Source organism: Burkholderia sp. BE12, assembly GCF_002959955.1.
In the GTDB taxonomy this organism is placed as follows: domain Bacteria; phylum Pseudomonadota; class Gammaproteobacteria; order Burkholderiales; family Burkholderiaceae; genus Burkholderia.
Genome location: NZ_PREY01000008.1, coordinates 105,818 through 125,679, shown reverse-complemented (window position 1 = coordinate 125,679; position 19,862 = coordinate 105,818). Strand labels below are relative to the sequence as shown.

Sequence of the window (19,862 nt, the reverse complement as noted above, 5' to 3'; positions counted from 1 at the left end):
GGCGGAAAATTTCGGTCGATACTAGCCAGCGCGTAATCGTTTGTCAAAACAAATTAATAAATACAATCGAGATGGTCCGACCATTGGACGTCTATCACGCTTTCCAGACCGCTTTCAACAGCTTTTGTGTGTAAGGATGTGACGGTCTGGTGAACACGTCGGACACCTCCCCCGACTCCACGACGGCGCCGTCCTGCATCACCGCGATGCGGTGCGCCATCGCACCGATCACCTCCAGGTCGTGGCTGATGAAGACGTAGCCGAGGTTGTATTTCTGTTGCAAATTCGCGAGCAGCTTCAGCACCTGCTGCTGGATCGACACGTCGAGCGCGGAAGTCGGCTCGTCGAGGATCAGGATGCGCGGCTCCAGCACCAGCGCGCGCGCGATCGCGATCCGCTGGCGCTGGCCGCCCGAGAATTCGTGCGGATACCGGTGCAGCACCGTGCGGTCGAGGCCGACTTCGCGCAGCACCGCGAGCGACTTCGCGCGGCGCGCGTCGGGCGTCATGTCGGGGCGATGCAGCTCGAGCCCCTCGCCGACGATCCGCTCGATCGTGTGACGCGGCGAAAGCGAACTGAACGGATCCTGAAAGACCACCTGCATGTTCGAGCGCAGCGCGGTCTGTTCGCGGCCGCGATAGGTCGACAGCGCGCGCCCCTGGAATTCGATCTCGCCGCCGACCGTCTTCTGCAGCCCGAGCAGCGCCATCGCGAGCGTCGACTTCCCCGATCCCGACTCGCCGACGATGCCGAGCGTTTCGCCCTGCCGCACCGACACCGATACGTCCGCGACGGCCGTCACCGGCACCGTGCCGAACCAGCCCGCGAAGCCCGGCCGCTTGCGCGCGAACTGCACGCTCACGTGGCGCGCGTCGAGCACGACGGGCGCGATCGGCATCACCGGCGTGACCGCGCGTTGCGGCCGGCTGTTCAGCAGCCGCTGCGTATACGGATGCTCGGGCGCCGCGAAGATCCGCTCGACGGGCCCGCTCTCGACGAGCCGGCCGTGCTCCATCACCGCGACGCGCTGCGCGAAGTGCCGCACGAGATTCAAATCGTGCGTGATCAGCAGGATCGACATCCCGCGTTTTTCCGCTTCGTCGCGCTGCAACTCCAGCAGCAGGTCGACGATCTGCGCGCGGATCGTCACGTCGAGCGCGGTGGTCGGCTCGTCGGCCAGCAGCAGGCGCGGCCGGCACGCGAGCGCCATCGCGATCATCGCGCGCTGCCGCTGACCGCCCGACAACTGGTGCGGGTAGCTGTCGACGCGCTTCTCGGGCTCCGCGATGCCGGTGCGCGCGAGCAACGCGATCGTGCGCTTGCGCGCCTCCACGGCCGATACGCCGTCGTGCAGCACGATCGTCTCGCCGATCTGCACGCCGATCGTATACAGCGGGTTGAGCGCCGTCATCGGCTCCTGGAAGATCATCGCGATGTCCGAGCCGCGCAGCCCGCGCATCTCGCGCTCGCTCTTGCTTGCCAGATCCTGCCCCGCGAAGCGGATCGCGCCGCCGACTTCGGCGTCGCGCAGCAACCGCAGGATCGACAACGCGGTCACGCTCTTGCCGGACCCCGACTCGCCGACGAGCGCGACCCGCTCGCCGCGCCCGATCGCGAGCGTCACGTCGTCGACGGCCACCGTGTCGCCGAAGCGCACATGCAGATGCTCGAGCGACAGCAGCGGTTCGTCCGCCTTCGATACGACCGCGTCGCTCATCGCTGGCCTCCCGCGGCGCGCACCGAATCGGCGATGCGCGTGTCGAGCGCGTTGCGCAGCGCATCGCCCATGAAGGTCAGCAGCAGCAGCGTCGCGACCAGCACGCCGAACGTCGACAGCGAGATCCACCATGCGTCGAGGTTGCCCTTGCCCTGCGCGAGCAGTTCGCCGAGGCTCGGCGTCGGCGGCGGCACGCCGAGCCCGAGGAAGTCGAGGCTCGTCAGCGCGAGGATCGAGCCGCTCATCCGGAACGGCAGGAACGTGATCACCGGCGTGAGACTGTTCGGCAGCACGTGGCGCCAGATGATCTGCCCGTTCGTGAGCCCCATCGCACGGGCCGCGCGCACGTAGTCCTGCGTGCGGTTGCGCAGGAATTCCGCGCGCACGTAGTCGGCGAGGCCGATCCAGCCGAACAGCGACAGCAGCACGATCAGCAGCAGGAAGCTCGGCTCGAAGATCGACGCGAAGATGATCAGCAGGTACAGCTCGGGCAGCGAGCTCCAGATCTCGATCAGCCGCTGCCCGACGATGTCGATACGCCCGCCGAAGAAGCCTTGCACGGCGCCCGCGGCGATCCCGAGCAGCGTGCCGATCACGGTCAGGATCAGCCCGAATTCGACCGACACGCGGAACCCGTACACGAGCCGCGCGAGCAGGTCGCGGCCCTGCGCGTCGGTGCCGAGCCAGTTCTCGCGCGACGGCGGCGCCGGGTTCGGCACGTTCGAGAAGTAGTTCAGCGTGTCGTAGTAATAGCGGTTCGGCGGATAGACGACGAAGTTGCCGGGCGCCTCGAGCCGCTTGCGCACATACGGATCGAGATAGTCGGCCGGCGTCGGGAAATCGCCGCCGAAGGTCGTCTCCGGGTACGCCTGGAACATCGGGAAATAGGTCTGGCCGTCGTAGCGCACGACGAGCGGCTTGTCGTTCGACCACAGCGGCGCCGCGAGGCTCGCGGCAAAGGCCACGACGAAGATCACGAAGCTCCAGTAGCCGAGGCGCTGCTGCCTGAAGCGCTGCCACACGCGGCGGGCGGGCGACGGCGACACGCGCGCCCGTGCGGCGTCGATGCGGGAAGAGACGACGGCCCGGTTCATCGCGCGCCTCGCCCGCTGGCGCCGGGCATGCGAATGGCTCGTTTCATGTCAGCGCTCCAGGTTGTCGAATTGAATGCGCGGATCGACCCACACATAGCAAAGATCGGAGATCAGCTTGGTCGCGAGCCCGATCAGCGTGAACAGGTACAGCGTGCCGAGCACGACCGGGTAGTCGCGCCGCACGACCGATTCGTACGACAGCAGCCCGAGGCCGTCGAGCGAAAACAGCGTCTCGATCAGCAGGCTGCCCGTGAAGAACGCGCCGATGAACGCGGCGGGGAAGCCGACGATCAGCGGCAGCATCGCATTGCGGAACACGTGCTTCCACAGCACGCTGCGCTCGGAGAGCCCCTTCGCGCGCGCGGTCAGCACGTATTGCCGGCGGATCTGGTCGAGGAACGCGTTCTTCGTGAGCATCGTGACGACCGCGAAGCTGCCGACGACCGACGCGGTGATCGGCAGCGCGATGTGCCACAGGTAGTCGAGCACCTTGCCGACGAGCGATAGTTGCGCGAAGTTGTCCGACGTGAGGCCGCGCAGCGGAAAGAGCTGCCAGAACGAGCCGCCGCCGAACAGCACGAGCAGCAGCACGCCGAGCACGAAGCCCGGAATCGCATAGCCGACGAGCACGACGAGGCTCGTCGCGACGTCGAACGGCGAACCGTTGCGCACCGCCTTCGCGATGCCGAGCGGCACCGAGATCAGATACGTGAGGAAGAACGTCCACAGCCCGATGCTGATCGACACGGGCAGCTTCTGCACGACCAGCGACCACACGCTCTGGTGGCGAAAATAGCTGTCGCCGAGATCGAAGCGCGCGAAGCGTTTCAGCATCAGCCAGTAGCGTTCGAGCGGCGGCTTGTCGAAACCGTACAGCGCCTTGAGCTGCGCGAGCTGCTGCGCGTCGACGCCGGTGTGCGCGCGCATCCCGAACGGCGTCGCGCCCTGCTCCGTCGCGCCCTTGCGCAATTCCTGCACGGCCTGCTCGACCGGGCCGCCCGGCACGAACTGGATCACCGCGAACGTGAGCGTCAGCACGCCGACGAGCGTCGGGATCATCAGCAGCAGGCGTTTGAGGATGTAGCTCCACATAGGGCGTCGACTCGTGATCGGGTGGCTGGGTTGGACGAAGGGCCGGCGCGGGTCAGTGATCGGGCTGCGCCCACCAGGTCGACACGACCCAGCCCTCGGCCGAATAGTACAGCGGCAGCGTCTGCGGATAGGCCAGCGTGCGCTTGTACGCGATGCGGTGCGTCGTGCTGTACCACTGCGGGACCGCGTAGTAGCCGTGCATCAGCACACGGTCGAGCGCGTGCGTCGCGTCGAGCAATTCCTCGCGCGTCTGCGCGGTGCCGAGCGCATGCAGCAACGCGTCGACGGCCGGCGATTTCAGCCCGATGAAGTTGTCGGAGCCCGGCTCGTCGGCGAACTTGCTCGCGTAACGCGAGTATTGCTCGGTGCCCGGCACCTGCACGCCCGGCAGGCGGATCGTCGTCATGTCGTAGTCGAACGCATCGAGGCGCTTTTGCAGCAGCGCGTAATCCGCCGTGCGAAAGCGCACGTCGATGCCGAGCTTCGCGAGGTTGCGCCGGTAGGCGGTCACGACGCCTTCCATCGCGCCGCCCGCATCGTCGAGGATCTCGAACGCGAACGGCTCGCCCTTCGCATTGCGCAGCGCGCCGTCGCGATAGGTCCAGCCGGCCTGCTCGAGCAGCGCGCGCGCCTTCAGCAGGTTCGCGCGCAGCGAGCCTGGCGGATTCGTGTCCGGCTGCGTGACCATCGGGCCGAACACGGCCGGATCGAGCTGCGCGCGCAGCGGCTCCAGCAGCTTCAGCTCGCCCTCGCCCGGCGTACCGGTCGCCTGCAGGTCGGTGTCGGCGAAATAACTATCGAGGCGCGTGTATGCGCTGTAGAACAGCTGGCGGTTCAGCCATTCGAAGTCGAACGCGAGATCGAGCGCCTGGCGCACGCGCACGTCGCGGAACAGCGGCCGGCGCAGGTTCATGAAGAAGCCCTGCATGCCGGCGCCGTTATGTTGGCGGAATTCGCGCTTGACGAGCTCGCCGCTGTCGAAGCGCTTGCCGACGTCGCGCCGCGTCCAGTTGCGCGCGATGTACTCGACGAGCACGTCATATTCGCCGGCCTTGAACGCCTCGAGCCGCGCGACGCCGTCGCCGTACAGCTTGTAGACGATCCGCTCGAAGTTGTTGGTGCCGATCCGTACCGGCAGATCGGCGCCCCAGTACGCGGGATTGTGCCGGTAGGTGATCGTGCGGCCGTTGTCGTAGCGCTCGATCAGGTACGGGCCGCTGCCGATCGGCTGCTCGAACGCGAGCTGGTCGAACGGGATGCGCGAGCCGTCCGCGCGCACTCCCCACTTGCGCGAGAACACGGGCACGCCGCCGGCGATCAGCGGCAACTCGCGATTCGCGCTGCGGAACTCGAACCGCACGGTGGCCGGATCGACGACCACGGCCTTCGCGATCTCCGCGAAATACGCGCCGAACTGCGGTGCGGCCTGCTTGCTCTTCAGCGTGTCGAACGAAAACTTGACGTCGTCGGCCGTGACGCGATCGCCGTTCGAGAAGCGTGCGCGCGGATTCAGGTGGAACGTGACCGAGCGGCGGTCCGGTGCGACGTCGATGTCGTCGGCCAGCAGCCCGTAGGCGGACGCCGGTTCGTCGGAGCTGCCGGTCGCGAGGCTCTCGAACAGCATGTCGATGCCGGGTGCGGAGTTGCCGCGCAATGTGAACGGATTGAATTTGTCGAACGACGTCATCCGGTTCGGGTTCGCGAGCACGAGCGTGCCGCCCTTCGGCGCGTCGGGGTTCACGTAGTCGAAATGCTTGAAGCCCGGCGGATACTTCGGCTCGCCGTACTGCGCAATGGCGTAGGCCGCGTGCGCGCACGGCGCGGCCAGCGCCGCGTGCAGCATCAGCACCGCGGCCACACGGCCGGCGGCCCGCAGCGCGCCGAGGCAGGCGCGCGCGGCGGCGGCCCGGGGCGAACCCTTCGTCATAGAGGCTCTTCGGTCGAATGAGGGGAGTAACGTGGGCGATTCTACCCATTCAACGTGTCGAGCCAAAAGAAAACCGCCACGCGGGCGGTTTCCTCACGAGCAGCTGTCGCGCACGCGGCACGCATGCGCGACCGGTCGATCAGCGCCAGCCGTTGTGGCGGCCGTGATCCCAGTGGCCGCGATCGTCGCCCCAGCCGCGCCCATGGCGGCGATACCATTCGTCGCGGCCCCAGTAGCGGCGGCCGTCCCAGTAGCGGTCGCCGTGCCAGCCGATCACGATTGCCGGCGCCGGCGCGTACACGGGCGCCGGTGCATAGACAGGCGCCGGCTGATAGACGACCGGCGGAGGCGGCGGCGCATACACGGGCGCGGGCGCGACGTAGACCGGTGCCGGCACGCCGACGTTGATCCCGACATTGACTCCCGCCATTGCTGCGCCCGACACGAGCAAGGCTGTCATACCGGTCAGGAGCGAGGCAACACGCAAAGTCTTCATGGATTCCTCTTCTGGTTGTGTCATGTGTGATTCGACTATAGCGGCAAGCGCCGTCTCCGCATATTTCAAGTTTGTAAGAACTGATGCGCGGCATCGCAACGGGAAGCCCGCGCTAACGTCTTGTAACAATCGGCGACCCGACGGCGGCGCCCGAGACCCTTTGCGCCCTTCCCGGGTTTGCACTCGATTCGGCGATGCGCGCCACGCGCCGAATCATACTGCCTTCGCCTGCGGGCAGGCGCCGCCGGCACCGACGCAAACCCTCCCCCGACGGACGAAAAAAAAGCGGCACTCGCGTGCCGCTTTCCCGGGTGGCGCATCGCGCCACGCTGCCGCTCAACGCGACATCATGTTCATGCTGACGTTGTGCATCACCCACAGCGTGCCGACGATCAGGATCGCCGCGGTCAACACCGTATAGCTGAACGCCATCACGTTCCAGCGCTGGCCCGACGAGCCGTTCATGTGCAGGAAGTACACGAGGTGCACGATGATCTGCACGAACGCGAGCACGGCCAGCCCGATCAGCGACGCATGCGGCGACAGCACGCCGCCCATCACGAGGCCGAACGACGCGGCCGTGAGCAGCACCGACAGGATGAAACCGGCGACGTAGCCGCCGACACTGCCGTGCCCTTCTTCGAGTTGAGACGAATGCGAATGGGCCATTTAGATCACGCTCGCGAGATAGACAAAGGAAAACACGCAGATCCACACGATGTCGAGGAAGTGCCAGAACAGGCTCAGGCACGTCAGGCGTCGCAGGTCGCGATCGGTGAGATCGCCGCCGCGCAACACGATCTGCGCGGCCAGCACGATCATCCACAAGAGGCCGGCCGTCACGTGCAGCCCGTGCGTGCCGACCAGCGTGAAGAACGCCGACAGGAACGCGCTGCGCTGCGGGCCGGCGCCTTCCGCGATCAGGTGCGAGAACTCGCGCAGCTCCATCGCGAGAAACGCCGCGCCGAGCACGAACGTCACCGCGAGCCACGCGAGCAGCGCACCGCGCCGCTGCTTGTACGCCGCAAGCATCGCGAAACCGTACGTGATGCTCGACAGCAGCAGCGCGGCGGTTTCGACCGCGACGCCAGGAATGTCGAACAGCTCTTTCGCGGTCTGCCCGCCCGCGTACTGGTGGCCGAGCACCGCGAACGTCGCGAACAGCGCCGCGAAGATCACGCAGTCGGTCATCAGGTACAGCCAGAAACCGAACACCGAATGCGACGGCGGATGGTCGTCGTGCTCGAGCAGGGTTGCGCTCAAGGTTTTCTGCAACATCAGTTGGCCTCCAGTTCCACGTCGTCGACGCGCGCGGCCGTGCGCTTCGTCGGCTGCTTGTCTTCGGTCTTGCGCACCGTCGACGCAGGGATGTAATAGCCGTCGTTATCGCGCGAGCTGTAGATCACGAGCGTCGCGATGATTCCGACGAGCCCGCCGATCGCCATCCACCAGATGTGCCATACCAGCGCGAAGCCGAGCACCAGGCTGAAGATCGCGATCACGAGGCCCGCACAGGTATTCGATGGCATGTGGATGTCGCGAATCGCCGCCGGGTTCGGCCGGCCCTCGCCGCGCCCCTTCATGTCCGCATACGCGTCCAGCGTGCGCACCTTCGGGATCACCGCGAAGTTGTAGTCGGCCGGCGGCGACGAGGTCGCCCACTCCAGCGTACGGCCGCCCCACGGGTCGCCCGTCGTGTCGCGGTACTCGGGCAGATGGCGGTTGCGGATGCTGACCACCAGTTGCAGCAGCTGGCACGCGATGCCGATCGCGATCAGCACGGCGCCGAACGCGGCGACCAGCAGCCACGGATGCCACGCCGGGTTGTCGTAGTGGTTCAGGCGGCGCGTCATGCCCATGAAGCCGAGCACGTAGAGCGGCACGAACGCGACGTAGAAGCCGACCTGCCAGAACCAGAACGCGGCCTTGCCGAGCTTCTCGTTCAACTTGAAGCCGAACGCCTTCGGGAACCAGTAGTTGAAGCCCGCGAGATAGCCGAACAGCACGCCGCCGATGATCACGTTGTGGAAGTGCGCGATCAGGAACAGGCTGTTGTGCAGCACGAAGTCCGCGCCGGGAATCGCCATCATCACGCCGGTCATGCCGCCGAGCGTGAACGTGACCATGAAGCCGATCGTCCACAGCACGGGCGTCGTGAATTCGATCCGGCCGCGGTACATCGTGAACAGCCAGTTGAACACCTTCACGCCGGTCGGAATCGCGATGATCATCGTCATGATCCCGAAGAACGCATTCACGTTCGCACCCGAGCCCATCGTGAAGAAGTGATGCAGCCACACGAGGAACGACAGCACCATGATCGCGCACGTCGCGTACACCATCGTCTTGTAGCCGAACAGCGGCTTCTTCGCGAACGTCGCGATGACTTCCGAGAAGATCCCGAACGCCGGCAGGATCAGGATGTACACCTCCGGATGGCCCCACGCCCAGATCAGGTTCAGATACAGCATCGCGTTGCCGCCGGCGTCGTTCGTGAAGAAGTGCATGCCGAGGTAACGATCGAGGCCGAGCAGCGCGAGCGTCGCGGTCAGGATCGGGAACGACGCCATGATCAGCACGTTCGTGCAGAGGGCCGTCCACGTGAACACCGGCATCTTCATCAGCGTCATGCCGGGCGCGCGCATCTTGATGATCGTCACGAAGAAGTTCACGCCGGTCAGCAGCGTGCCGACGCCGGAAATCTGCAGCGCCCACAGGTAGTAGTCGACCCCTACCCCCGGACTGAACTGCAGCTCCGACAGCGGCGGATACGCGAGCCAGCCCGTCTGCGCGAATTCGCCGATCACGAGCGACAGGTTGATCAGGATCGCGCTGACCGCCGTCATCCAGAACGACAGCGAGTTGATGAACGGGAACGCGACGTCGCGCGCACCGATCTGCAGCGGCACGACCAGGTTCATCAGGCCGACCATGAACACCATCGCCATGAAGAAGATCATGATCACGCCGTGTGCCGTGAAGATCTGGTCATAGTGGTGCGGCGGCAGGTAGCCGGGCGCGTTGTACGCGAGCGCGAGCTGCATGCGCATCATGATCGCGTCGGCGAAGCCGCGCAGCAGCATGATCAGCGCGACGATGATGTACATCACGCCGAGTCTCTTGTGGTCGACCGTGGTCAGCCATTCCGTCCACAGCCATTTCCAGCGGCCGGTGATCGTCAGCGCGGCGAGAATGCCCAGCACGACCAGCCCCATGAAGGCGCCGGCCCCCATGATGATGGGCTGATCGAACGGGATCGCCGAAAGTGTGAGTTTGCCGAACATGCGTTACCCCTTCGTGCCGCAGGCGGCGTCCTTCAGGTCGAGGACGTGGCCATCGTTGTATTTCGCGATGATGTTGTGGAAGAGCCGCGGATCGACCGACGAGAAGTAGCGCACCGGCGCCTTCTCGCTCGGCTGCGCCACGCCGCCGTACATGGTCGCGTCGAGTCGGTCCGGGGACGCCTTCACCTTCTGCACCCAGGCATCGAACTGCTCGCGCGGCTCGGCGAGCGTGCGGAACTTCATGTCGGAGAAACCGCGGCCGCTGAAGTTGGCGGACGTGCCCGCGTAGTTGCCGGGCTCGTCGGCGATCAGATGCAGGCGCGTCTGCATGCCGGCCATCGCGTAGACCTGGCCGCCGAGCTGCGGGATGAAGAACGAATTCATCACCGAATCCGACGTGATGCGGAAGTTCACCGGCGTACCGACCGGAATCGCGAGCTGGTTCACCGACGCGATGCCGAGTTCCGGATAGATGAACAGCCACTTCCAGTCGAGCGCGACCACCTCGACGTCGATCGGCTTCACCGCCGATTCGAGCGGCTTGTACGGATCGAGCTCGTGCGTGGTCTTCCACGTGAGCACGCCGAGGAACAGGATGATCAGCGTCGGCACCGTCCAGATCACGACCTCGATCGCGGTCGAGTGCGACCAGTTCGGCGCGTAGGTGGCGTTGCGATTGGACGCGCGATAACGCCACGCGAACCACAGCGTGAGCAGGATCACCGGCACGACGACGATCAGCATCGCCCACGTCGAGGTTGCGATCAGCGCCTTTTCGGCGGCGCCGACGCTTCCTTTCGGATTTAGTACATCTAAATTACATCCTGACAGGCTTAAAGCCGCGCCGATTGACATCAGCGCCGCCCAGCCTCTTGAAGCTCTTCTTTTCATCACACCGCCCGAGGGTCATTGAATCCGTTTGCGTATGCCCGATGCGCATTCGATTCACGAAATTGGCCGAATCATACGTCGCGCGAGTGCGATGAAAAACCTGTGCATGCGGCAAATCATCATTGCAAAATCTGCCGTGAGTCACATTGTCGCGGGGCAATTTCACGCAGCCGGAAGCGCGCCCGACACTCCCCGTGCCGGACCTCGATCGATGCGTGCGCAACGATGCTTGCCGCGCGATGCGGCCCGCTCGAGCGGTGCGGCTCGGTGCGCCGCGATCAGTCGTGCGTCGATGCCATGTACGACGGCTGGGCCTGCGCGGGGCCGTCCCCTGCCGGCACTTTCGAACGGCTCGCCTCCTGGATCAGCTTGCCGACGGTCGGATCGATCGCATCGGTGAACGGCTTCGGATCGATGCCGACCGCCAGCACGATCAGCGCGAGCGACGCGAACATCACGATCTCGCGACGATTCAGGTCGGCGAGCTTCGCGACCCGCTGGCTCGAGACCTTGCCGAACACCACGCGCTTGAGCATCCATAGCGTGTACGACGCGCTGAGGATCAGCGTGAGCGCCGCGATCGCGCCGATCCAGAAGTTGAAGCGGATCGCGCCCATGATCACCATGAACTCGCCGACGAACCCCGACGTGCCCGGCAGGCCGACGTTGGCCATCGCGAACAGCAGCGTGAAGGTCGCGAAACGCGGCATCACGCCCGCCACGCCGCCGTACGCGGCGATCTCGCGCTGCCGGGTGCGATCGACGAGCACGTTCACGCACAACAGCATCGCGCCCGCCACGAAGCCGTACGACACGAGCTGCACGATCGCGCCTTCGACGCCGATCCGGTTGAACAGGAACAGCCCGAGCGTGACGATCCCCATGTGCGCGACCGTCGAATACGCGAGCAGCTTGCCGAGATCGGTCTGCGCGAGCGCGATCAGGCTCGCATAGACGATCGCGAACAGCGACAGCGCGATCACGGCCGGCGCGAAGAAGTGGCTCGCATCGGGCGTGATCGGTAGCGCAAAGCGCAGGAACCCGTAACCGCCGAGCTTGAGCATCGCGAGCATCAGCGCGGCGCCGGTCGGGCCGTCCGTGTACACGTCGCTCAGCCACGTGTGGACCGGCCACATCGGCACCTTGACCGCGAATGCGGCGAAGAAGCCGAGGAACACCAGCAACTGCGGCGCGAAGCCGAGCTGCAGCGTGCGCCACACGGCCATGTCGAACGTATGCGACTGCGCGTACAGGTACAGCATCGCCATCAGCAGCAACAGCGAGCCGGTGAACGAGATGAAGAAGAACTTCACGGCCGCATAGACGCGGCGCTCGCGCCCCCACGTGCCGATCAGCAGGTACAGCGGAATCAGCGTCGCCTCGAAGAAGATGAAGAACAGCAGCCCGTCCTGCGCGGCGAACACGCCGACCATCAGCCCCGACAGGATCAGGAACGACGCGTAGTACTGCGCGACGCGCACCGTGACCGATTCCCACGACGCCACCACCACGACGAGCGTCGTGAATGCGGTCAGCACGACCAGCCACAGCGACGCGCCGTCGATGCCGACCCGCCATCCGGCGTTGAATGCCGCCAGCCAGTCGCGTCTTTCGACGAACTGCATCATCGCGGAATGCGCATCGAAGCCGGCAATCAGCGGGACGACGGCCGCCAGCCCGGCAATCGCGCCGACCAGCGCGATCAGTCGTATCCGGCGCGAATGCTGGTCGGAACCGGCGCGCAGCAGCACCGCGCCGAACAGGATCGGAACCCAGATGGCCAGGCTCAGGAAGGGAAAGTCGTGCATGTCAACAAGGCCTTGAGGAGGTCGCGCCTTGCATCGGGGAAAGGCGCAACGAAAGGAACGAAATCAAATCGACAGGTAGATTTCGTGAATCGCCAATGTTGGCAAAATGTAAAGCGGCGTCATCGGAAAACTTGACGCCGCTCAAACGCGATCGGGTTTACCAGCATAAGGCGATTGATTGTTTTCTGCAGCGCAGCAGAACGTTATTTTTCGGTGTCGGCGTAGTTCGCTGATTTTTATGAGTAATTTTTTGTAGTGCTCGATGCGCTGCGTTGCGCAAATCGACGCGGCGCCGCATTTTGATGGCAATCGGTCAGGTCGAAGGGTCGGAACAAGAGAGCTGACAGGCGGCGGTGCAGCGATTGTCTGGTCCTCGTTTCCTTACACAGATACTTTCATTTTTATTTCCGTTGATGTCGCGTGCCTTCGCACCGCCTCTTTCACTCGGCTAGCCGCAAACGCCGATAACCCAAGCGGTTCCCTACGGGTCTCGTCATCGCACGATAGTGATCGTGCCGTACGGGAGCCGTGGACCGTCGCATGCCGATACACGAGCAGGTGTGCGTAACGTGCGTGGCTGTCGACCAACCGGCCGATAGGTCGATGAGGCAGAATGACGGGAACGGAATGCGGGTTTGCCGAGCGCATTGCCTTGAGTCGCATCCGACGATCCGCGATATGTAGCGCATGACGCCGCTCAGGTCGAACTCATCGCTCGATTGAGCGTACCGACGATGCGCGCCCGAGGACGAGATCCGTCGAGCATCGATGCCCGACGCACGACGGGCCGAAAAAGAAAAAGCCCCGCAAGTCCGAGAACTTGCAGGGCTTTGTCACCGCTTTTGGCGGAGACGGAGGGATTCGAACCCTCGATCCAGGTTTTGGCCCAGATGCTCCCTTAGCAGGGGAGTGCCTTCGACCTCTCGGCCACGTCTCCCAAACCTTCGCTCGCACCAGGGAGGCAGTGCGACGAGAACAAGATCATATAGGGTTTGGAGCCGTTGGTCAATTTCCATGATGCATTTTCTTCAATGCATCACGAAAAAATTCACGATGCCTGGTCGAGTTCGAATACCTTGTGCAGCGCGCGGACAGCCAGCTCCATGTATTTCTCGTCGATCAGCACCGAAATCTTGATCTCGGACGTCGAGATCATCTGGATGTTGATGCCCTCTTCCGACAGCGTGCGGAACATCTTGCTCGCGACGCCCACGTGCGAACGCATGCCGACGCCGACGACCGACACCTTCGACACCTTCGGGTCGCCCTGCACGCGCTCCGCGCTCACATGGCCCTGCACCTGGTTGGTGAGGATGTCCATCGCCTTCTGGTAGTCGCCGCGGCCGACCGTGAACGTGAAGTCGGTCTTGCCTTCGACGCTCTGGTTCTGGATGATCATGTCGACGTCGACGTTCGCATCGGCTACCGGGCCGAGGATCTGATATGCGATGCCGGGCTTGTCGGGCACGCCCATCACCGCAATGCGTGCTTCGTCGCGCTGAAACGCGATGCCGGAAATGACTGCCTTTTCCATGGTCTCGTCTTCTTCAAAAGTAATCAGGGTGCCCGAGCGCATTTCTTCGTCGAGCGCAATCAGCGGATCGGTCAGGCTCGACAGCACACGCGTCTTCACCTGGTATTTGCCGGCGAATTCGACCGAGCGGATCTGCAGGACCTTCGAGCCGAGGCTGGCCATTTCCAGCATCTCCTCGAACGTCACGCGATCGAGGCGGCGCGCCTCTTCGACGACACGCGGATCGGTCGTGTAGACACCGTCGACGTCGGTATAGATCAGGCACTCTTCGGCACCCAGCGCAGCCGCCACCGCCACCGCCGACGTGTCCGAGCCGCCCCGGCCCAGCGTCGTGATGTGGCCGTCCGGATCGACGCCCTGGAAACCCGTGATGATCACGACCTTGCCTGCGTTCAGATCGGCCTTCACGCGCTCGTCGTCGATCGAGTGAATGCGCGCTTTCGTGTACGCGTTGTCGGTCTTGATCGGTACCTGCCAGCCTGCATAGCTCACGGCCTCGACGCCGATTTCCTGCAGCGCGATCGACAGCAGGCCGACGCTGACCTGCTCGCCGGTCGACGCGATCATGTCGAGCTCGCGCGGGCTCGGCTGGCTCGAAATCTCTTTCGCAAGACCGAGCAGACGGTTGGTTTCGCCGGACATCGCCGAGGGCACGACCACCATCTGGTGCCCGGCCTGATGCCATTTTGCGACGCGTTTCGCGACGTTCTTGATGCGCTCGACCGAGCCCATCGAAGTGCCGCCGTATTTATGTACGATGAGTGCCATTGTCGTTCTGAACTGGAGGAGAAACCGCACGGGCGCGCTGGGCAGGCCGCATGGCCGTTCGGTCACGCGGCTTGTGGCTGTGGACGGACGACGAGGGGGGCGGCTGGGATGCAACACGCAAGCGTGACGGATTTTGCCCGGAAGGCCGATCAGGCCGCGCAAACCGGGTACGTCACGCGGAAAACCTGCACAAAACGCTCAAAAATCGAGCCGAGCAAACGACCGAGCGTACCCGATAGAAGCCCACTTGACAAGCCGGGCGCCCTGTCGGCGGCCGTTCCGGCGCTGTTTACCAAATGGTGAAAAAGGGCACGCCATCGCGCCGTGGGCAACGCGCCGCCGCTAGGCGATCAGCAGGTCGGGACGCCATTCGATCTGGCGCCATGCGGCGGCGCCGGGCGCCGCGTCGTCAGGCACGTCGATGTCGCGATTGACGCCCAGCCGCGGCACGTAGATCAGCCGCTCGCCCGCGAACAGCAGCGGCACGTCGCGCTGCCAGGCGGGCACGCCGCGCTCCTGGAACAGGTTCTTCAGCGTCCGGCCCGGCCCGCCCGGCGACGTACGCATCCGTTCGCCGCCGGCCCGGGCGCGCGCCGCCAGTCGCGCGCCGCGCAGCAGCCCTTCCGGCACCGCATCGGCGCTGCCCGCGTCGGCCGGCGCGAACACGAACGTGCCGCGCCATCCCGGCAGGCGCCACACTTCCTGTCCGTCCCATGCGAGCGCCGCCTCCGGTCGCGGCGTCCCCGTGCCGTCGTCGGCCGGTTCGCTGCTGTCGCCCGCTTCCCAATAGACGACATCGCGATAGAGCCGCAGACACTGCCCCGCGTGATCGAGGCGCAGCGCATGCGCGTCGTGCGCCGCGCGCAGTTGCCGCATCATGTTGGCAAGCCGGGCAGCCGAGGCGCCCGGCAAACCGAGCCGACGCATCCAGAAGCGCAGCAGGTTCGCGCCTCGCGTGTCGTCGAACGCGACCAGCGCGTCGCGCGACAGCGCCTGACCGTCGTCGCGCACGGCGACGGCGAAATCCAGCTCCGCCAGATCGTCGAGCAGCCGCTGAGCGGCCGCCGCATGCTGGGCCGCGCGACCGAGCGCATCGCGAAAACCCGGGAAATGCACGGCCAGCGCCGGCAGCACGTCGATGCGCAGCGCATTGCGCGCATAGCGCGTATCGCCGTTGGATTCGTCGTCGATCCACGCGAGCGCGCGCTGCTTCGCATAGCGCTCAAGTTGTGCGCGCAACAATCGCAGCAATGGACGCACACGTTCGGTGCTCGTGCCGTCGGGGCGATAACGCGGCGCCATCGCGGCAAGCCCCGCGATCCCGGCACCGCGCAACAGTTGCAGCAGCACGGTCTCGGCCTGGTCGTCCGCATGCTGCGCGACCCACAGCGCCGCCACACCGTGGCGCTCGCCCATCTCGTCGAGCGCCGCGTAGCGACGCTCGCGCGCCGTCGCCTCGATTCCGAGCCCGCTGTCGCGCGGCACGTCGACGTGCATCGATTCGAATACGACACCGAGCCGTGCCGCTTCCGCTTCGGCATGCGCGACCCATGCGTCGGCGTTCGCGCTCAGGCCGTGATGCACGTGCAGCGCGACGCAGCGCGATGCACCCGCGACGCGCACGGCCGCATCGAGCAGCACCGTCGAATCGAGGCCGCCGCTGTAGGCGATTGCGATGCGCGCATCCGGCGGCAGGCCGGAAAGCGCAACGCCGACCGCGTCGAGTACGACGCGGTCGGCGGAGAATTCGGTGGGCGGGATCACGAGCGGGATGCGCGCACGGCGGCGCGCGAATTGAATACGCAGCCGGTCATGCGCCGGGCGTGGTTTCCTTGTACTTGCCGTAGGCCATCAGGCGCTCGAAGCGGCGCTCGCGCAGCGCATCGATGCTCATGCCCTGGAACTGGCGCAGCGAATCGGCCAGCGCACGGCGCAGCAGCGCGGCCATGCCCTTCGGATCGCGATGCGCGCCGCCGAGCGGCTCGTTGATGATCTTGTCGATCAGGCCGAGCGCCTTCAGGCGGTGCGCGGTCAGGCCCAGCGCTTCCGCGGCTTCCGGCGCCTTCGCGGCGCTCTTCCACAGGATCGACGCGCAGCCTTCCGGCGAGATCACCGAGTAAGTCGAGAACTGCAGCATCATCACGGTGTCGGCCACGGCGATCGCGAGCGCGCCGCCCGAACCGCCCTCGCCGATCACCGTCGTGATGATCGGCGTCTTCAGCTCGGCCATCACGTACAGGTTGCGGCCGATCGCCTCCGACTGGCCGCGCTCTTCCGCGCCGATGCCCGGGTACGCGCCCGGCGTGTCGACGAACGTGAAGATCGGCAGCCCGAACTTCTCGGCCAGACGCATCAGGCGTTCGGCCTTGCGATACCCTTCCGGACGCGGCATCCCGAAGTTGCGCGCGGCGCGTTCCTTCGTGTCGCGGCCCTTCTGGTGACCGATCACCATGCAAGGATGGCCGCCGAAGCGTGCGAGACCGCCGACGATCGACAGGTCGTCCGCGAACGCGCGGTCGCCATGCAGTTCGTGAAAATCGGTAAACAGTTCCGCAACGTAGTCGAGCGTGTACGGCCGCTGCGGGTGCCGCGCGATCTGCGAAACCTGCCACGGCGACAGGTTCGCGTAGAGGTCTTTCGTCAGTTGCTGGCTTTTCTTCGACAGCCGCTCGATTTCTTCCGAAATATCGACAGCCGAGTCGTCCTGCACGAATCGCAGCTCTTCGATCTTGGCCTCGAGTTCGGCGATCGGCTGTTCGAAATCCAGAAACGTGGTCTTCATGTGTTCGAATCCTTGGGTCTTACGGCAGCGCGTATTCTACCCGCGCGGGCGACACTCAAAACCGGCTCTCAACTATTGATGTTCAAAACCCGATAGCCGACACTCAGGCGTCGGTGTCGGGCGCATCGAGGCTGCGCCACATGTACCAGGTCGCGACGGTGCGCCACGGCTCCCAGTTGGCCGCGACCTCGCGCGCCTCGCTGCGCGTGACGGGTTCCCCGCTGAAGTAATTGACGCTGATCGCGCGGATGAGGCCCGGGTCGTCGAGCGGCAGCACGTCCGGCCGCGACAGGTTGAAGATCAGGAACATCTCGGCCGTCCAGCGGCTGATGCCGCGGATCTGCGTGAGTTCCGCGATCACGTCCTCGTCGTCCATCGACGTCCATTTGTCGACGTGCAGCGCCCCCGACACGAAATGCTGCGCGAGATCGAGAATGTATTCCGTCTTGCGCTTCGACAATCCGCACGCGATCAGCTTGTCCGCGCCGAGGCGGATCACCGGTTGCGGCGCGAGTTTCGGACAGGCGTCCTCGATGCGCGCCCACAGCGACTGGGCGGACGGCACCGAAATCTGCTGACCGACGACCGAGCGCGCGAGCGTGACGAACGGGTCGCCGCGCTTCACGAGATGCGCGGGGCCGAACTTCGGAATCAGTTTCTTCAGGATCCGGTCGCGCTTGACGAGGTCCGCGCACGCCTTGTCCCAATAGGCAGGACGCACGACGACCTCCTCGCCGTCCGCTTCGGACACACGTGTCTTGCGGGCCGCGTCGGCGGCCGGCAACGCGGCCGCGGGCGGCGCATGACCGTTGAGCGCGCCGTTCGGCGCGGCGCGCGTCGCGTCCGCCTTCGTCGCCGGTACGCGCTTGGCTGCCGGACGCGCGGCGACCGAGGTCGCGCGCCTGACCGGCGCTTTTCTGGCCGTTGCCATCTTGCCTCCTACCTGACGGATCGGTCAGTGGAATGCGCCGCGCTCATACGCGACGCCATTCGGTCGATCCGCCCGGTTTGTCTTCAAGTGCGATGCCGGCTTCGAGCAATTCCGCCCGGATCCGGTCCGCTTCGGCATAGTCCTTCGCTTGCTTCGCCGCGACGCGCGCGGCGATCTTCGCGTCGATCTCGTCGGCAGCGAGCCCGCCCGCCTGCGCGGCGCCCGACGCCTGCTGCAGGAACGCGCGCGGTTCGCGGCCCAGCAGGCCGAGCAGGCCCGCCAGTTGTTTCAGTTGCCGCGCGAGCGACGCATCGCGCGAGCGGTTGACTTCGCCCGCCAGTTCGAACAGCGTCGCCACCGCGACCGGCGTGTTGAAATCGTCGTTCATCGCGGCCGCGAAACGCTGCGCGTGCGGCTCGTTCCAGTCGAGCGCGAGCGTATCGGCGTCGACGTCCTTCAGCGCGGTGTACAGACGCGTGAGCGACGCGCGCGCATCGTCGAGATGCACGTCGCTGTAATTGAGCGGCGAACGGTAGTGCGTGCGCACGATGAAGAAGCGCATGACTTCCGCGTCGTAACGCTCGAGCACTTCGCGGATCGTGAAGAAGTTGCCGAGCGATTTCGACATCTTCTCGTTGTCGACCTGCACGAAGCCGTTGTGCATCCAGTAGTTGACGAACGTCTGGCCGGTCGCGCCTTCGCTCTGCGCGATCTCGTTCTCGTGGTGCGGGAATTGCAGATCCTGCCCGCCGCCGTGGATGTCGAAGTGATTACCGAGCAGCGTGCAGCCCATCGCCGAGCACTCGATGTGCCAGCCCGGGCGACCCATCCCGTACTTCGACGCCCACGACGCGCCTTCCGGATCTTCCGGCTTCGCGCGCTTCCACAGCACGAAGTCGAGCGGATCTTCCTTCGCGTCGTTCGCGGCGACGCGCTCGCCCGCGCGCAGATCGTCGAGCGACTTGCCCGACAGCTTCCCGTAGTTCGCGAACTTGCGCACCGAGTAATTGACGTCGCCGTCGCGCGCCTGGTACGCGTAGCCGTTCGTCTCGAGCGACTCGATCATGCCGAGCATCTGCGGGATGAACTGCGTCGCGCGCGGCTCGATGTCGGGCCGCTGGATGCCGAGCGCGGCTTCATCCTCGTGCATCGCGCCGATGAAGCGGTCGGTCAGCGACTTGATCGTCTCGCCGTTCTCGACCGCACGGCGGATGATCTTGTCCTCGATGTCGGTGATGTTGCGCACATACGTGACCCGATAGCCGATCGCACGCAGCCAGCGCTGGACGAGGTCGAACACGACCAGCATGCGCGCGTGGCCCACGTGACAATAGTCGTAGACGGTGATCCCGCATACGTACATCCGCACTTCGCCGGACTGGCGCGGCACGAAAACTTGCTTGTCACGCGCGAGCGTGTTGTAGATGCGCAGTGATTCCATAGAGATGAACCGTGAGCCGAAGGAAACCGCCCTGGCGAAGCTCGCCCAGCATGTGAAACGGACGGACCGTCTGCCGCGGCGCCAGGCCGCGCGTCCT

General features: G+C 65.4%; 15 protein-coding genes and 1 tRNA gene. All 16 read right to left on the bottom strand.

Annotated elements, in window-relative coordinates:
* Nucleotides 1-94 precede the first annotated feature (94 nt).
* The 16 genes from C4B30_RS11020 to cysS all read right to left on the bottom strand — a co-directional run bounded on the left by C4B30_RS11020 (nt 95) and on the right by cysS (nt 19,765).
* Nucleotides 95-1,717 (bottom strand): ABC transporter ATP-binding protein, encoded by a 1,623-nt coding sequence (locus C4B30_RS11020; protein WP_027784806.1) that lies wholly within the window; start codon nt 1,715-1,717, stop codon nt 95-97.
* Nucleotides 1,714-2,811 carry an ABC transporter permease gene (locus tag C4B30_RS11015; RefSeq protein WP_027784807.1) on the bottom strand — a complete coding sequence of 366 codons (1,098 nt, stop codon included), beginning with the start codon at nt 2,809-2,811 and terminating at the stop codon, nt 1,714-1,716. Before C4B30_RS11015 ends, C4B30_RS11020 begins: the two co-directional genes overlap by 4 nt.
* A 48-nt stretch (nt 2,812-2,859) precedes the next feature.
* Nucleotides 2,860-3,903, bottom strand: coding sequence for a microcin C ABC transporter permease YejB (locus C4B30_RS11010; RefSeq protein WP_006481944.1), 1,044 nt, complete (start codon nt 3,901-3,903; stop codon nt 2,860-2,862).
* 52 nt (nt 3,904-3,955) lie between these two features.
* On the bottom strand, nt 3,956-5,830 hold the full coding sequence (locus C4B30_RS11005) for an extracellular solute-binding protein (protein WP_027784808.1): 1,875 nt from the start codon (nt 5,828-5,830) through the stop codon (nt 3,956-3,958).
* Between the two features lie 139 nt (nt 5,831-5,969).
* Nucleotides 5,970-6,326, bottom strand: coding sequence for a hypothetical protein (locus C4B30_RS11000; protein WP_027784809.1), 357 nt, complete (start codon nt 6,324-6,326; stop codon nt 5,970-5,972).
* Between the two features lie 336 nt (nt 6,327-6,662).
* Entirely contained in the window at nt 6,663-6,995 is a 333-nt protein-coding gene (gene cyoD / locus C4B30_RS10995) for a cytochrome o ubiquinol oxidase subunit IV (protein ID WP_027784810.1), read from the bottom strand.
* Complete coding sequence (cyoC, locus tag C4B30_RS10990) at nt 6,996-7,604, bottom strand: cytochrome o ubiquinol oxidase subunit III (protein WP_027784811.1); 609 nt, start codon at nt 7,602-7,604, stop codon at nt 6,996-6,998.
* Nucleotides 7,604-9,610, bottom strand: coding sequence for a cytochrome o ubiquinol oxidase subunit I (gene cyoB, locus C4B30_RS10985; protein WP_027784812.1), 2,007 nt, complete (start codon nt 9,608-9,610; stop codon nt 7,604-7,606). The genes cyoC and cyoB overlap by 1 nt, the downstream gene beginning before the upstream one ends.
* A 3-nt stretch (nt 9,611-9,613) precedes the next feature.
* Complete coding sequence (gene cyoA, locus C4B30_RS10980) at nt 9,614-10,501, bottom strand: ubiquinol oxidase subunit II (RefSeq protein ID WP_027784813.1); 888 nt, start codon at nt 10,499-10,501, stop codon at nt 9,614-9,616.
* A 278-nt stretch (nt 10,502-10,779) separates the two neighbouring features.
* The gene (locus C4B30_RS10975) at nt 10,780-12,309 is read right to left on the bottom strand and encodes a complex I subunit 4 family protein (protein ID WP_027784814.1); all 1,530 of its coding nucleotides are present in this window, start codon (nt 12,307-12,309) and stop codon (nt 10,780-10,782) included.
* An 843-nt stretch (nt 12,310-13,152) separates the two neighbouring features.
* Nucleotides 13,153-13,246, bottom strand: a tRNA-Ser gene (locus tag C4B30_RS10970).
* Between the two features lie 111 nt (nt 13,247-13,357).
* Complete coding sequence (locus C4B30_RS10965; RefSeq protein ID WP_027784815.1) at nt 13,358-14,611, bottom strand: aspartate kinase; 1,254 nt, start codon at nt 14,609-14,611, stop codon at nt 13,358-13,360.
* Nucleotides 14,612-14,953: 342 nt separating this feature from the next.
* On the bottom strand, nt 14,954-16,375 hold the full coding sequence (gene tilS, locus C4B30_RS10960) for a tRNA lysidine(34) synthetase TilS (protein WP_027784816.1): 1,422 nt from the start codon (nt 16,373-16,375) through the stop codon (nt 14,954-14,956).
* Nucleotides 16,376-16,421: 46 nt separating this feature from the next.
* Nucleotides 16,422-17,393: an acetyl-CoA carboxylase carboxyltransferase subunit alpha gene (locus tag C4B30_RS10955; protein WP_027784817.1), complete on the bottom strand. Its 972-nt coding sequence runs from the start codon at nt 17,391-17,393 to the stop codon at nt 16,422-16,424.
* Between the two features lie 103 nt (nt 17,394-17,496).
* Nucleotides 17,497-18,324, bottom strand: coding sequence for a DNA-3-methyladenine glycosylase family protein (locus C4B30_RS10950; protein ID WP_027784818.1), 828 nt, complete (start codon nt 18,322-18,324; stop codon nt 17,497-17,499).
* A 43-nt stretch (nt 18,325-18,367) separates the two neighbouring features.
* The gene (cysS, locus tag C4B30_RS10945; RefSeq protein ID WP_027784819.1) at nt 18,368-19,765 is read right to left on the bottom strand and encodes a cysteine--tRNA ligase; all 1,398 of its coding nucleotides are present in this window, start codon (nt 19,763-19,765) and stop codon (nt 18,368-18,370) included.
* Between the last annotated feature and the right edge of the window lie 97 nt (nt 19,766-19,862).